Source organism: Rurimicrobium arvi, assembly GCF_039540495.1.
Taxonomy (GTDB): Bacteria; Bacteroidota; Bacteroidia; order Chitinophagales; family Chitinophagaceae; genus Rurimicrobium; species Rurimicrobium arvi.
Map to the genome: position 1 here is coordinate 1 of NZ_BAABEZ010000009.1, position 1,273 is coordinate 1,273.

Sequence of the window (1,273 nt, forward strand, 5' to 3'; positions counted from 1 at the left end):
CTGGACTGACCCCAATTAGTGGGAATTATATAAAAACACTTTCGTTGAATTCATATTAAAATGAATCATGCGGAGGTGTTTTTTCTATGAAAAGAGTATCTTATTCAGTAGAAACAAAGTATAAAGCAGTTGAAATGAAAATAGCTGGTTTTTCGACAAAAGAAATTATGAAAGAATTAAATATTAAAAATAGAACACAAGTGGAAACTTGGTGGCGATGGTATCGAAATGAGGAAAGTTATAGATTTTCACAACACGTTGGGAAACAATATACCTACGGTAAAGGATTAGAAGAATTGTCAGAAATAGAACGATTAAAATTAGAAAATAAGAGAAAAGATATAGAATTGGATATTTTAAAAAAGTACAAGGCATTGGAAAGGAAGTGGTACCAGCAGTAGTCATAGATTTAGTGGATCAATTAAAAGTAAAATATTCAATCAAATTGATACTAGAAGTATTAAACATACCTAAATCAACATATTACCGATGGAAAAACAAAACCTATAAAAATGATACCGTAACACAAAAAGTCATTGAATTATGTGAAGCTAATCACTATACATACGGTTATCGTAAGATTACAGCTTTGATTAATCAGTGTTATACATCACCAATTAATCATAAGAGAGTACAGAGAATTATGCAGGAACATCAATTGAACTGCCGAGTTAGACCTAAAAAGACGACAAGAATAGGTAAACCATATTACAAAACAGACAATTTATTACAAAGACAATTTAAAGCGAGTTGTCCCATGGAAGTATTAACAACCGATATTACTTATTTACCATTTGGTCATTCTATGTTGTATTTATCTTCGATAATGGATATTTATAACGGAGAAATTGTGGCGTATAAAATAGATGATAAACAAGACCAAAGTTTAGTTAATGATACATTAAATCAAATCGATATACCTGAGGGTTGTATATTACATAGTGATCAAGGCAGTGTTTATACATCCTATGCTTATTATAAATTATGCGAAGAAAAAGGCATTATCAGAAGTATGTCCCGAAAGGGAACACCTGCCGATAATGCCCCGATAGAAAGTTTCCATTCCTCGCTAAAGTCTGAAACTTTCTACATCAACAATGAGCTTAATAGCCCTAATCACATTGTAATAGATATTGTCGAAAAGTACATTAAAAACTATAATAATAATCGAATTCAACAAAAACTAGGCTACTTATCCCCTGTAAAATACAGAGAATTAGCAACCTAGAGTATAGTGTTTTTATTAAGTTCCCGTTTAAGGGGGTCAGTACCT

General features: G+C 31.3%; 1 protein-coding gene. It reads left to right on the forward strand.

Going from position 1 to position 1,273, the window contains the following annotated elements; all coding sequences use genetic code 11:
• The first annotated feature begins 86 nt into the window (after positions 1-86).
• Positions 87-1,228 (forward strand): IS3 family transposase gene (locus tag ABD846_RS04715; protein WP_344823179.1). Its coding sequence is split into 2 segments (ribosomal slippage): positions 87-357 and positions 357-1,228, totalling 1,143 coding nucleotides; the frame shifts between segments, so codons are not numbered across the junction.
• Positions 1,229-1,273 lie beyond the last annotated feature (45 nt).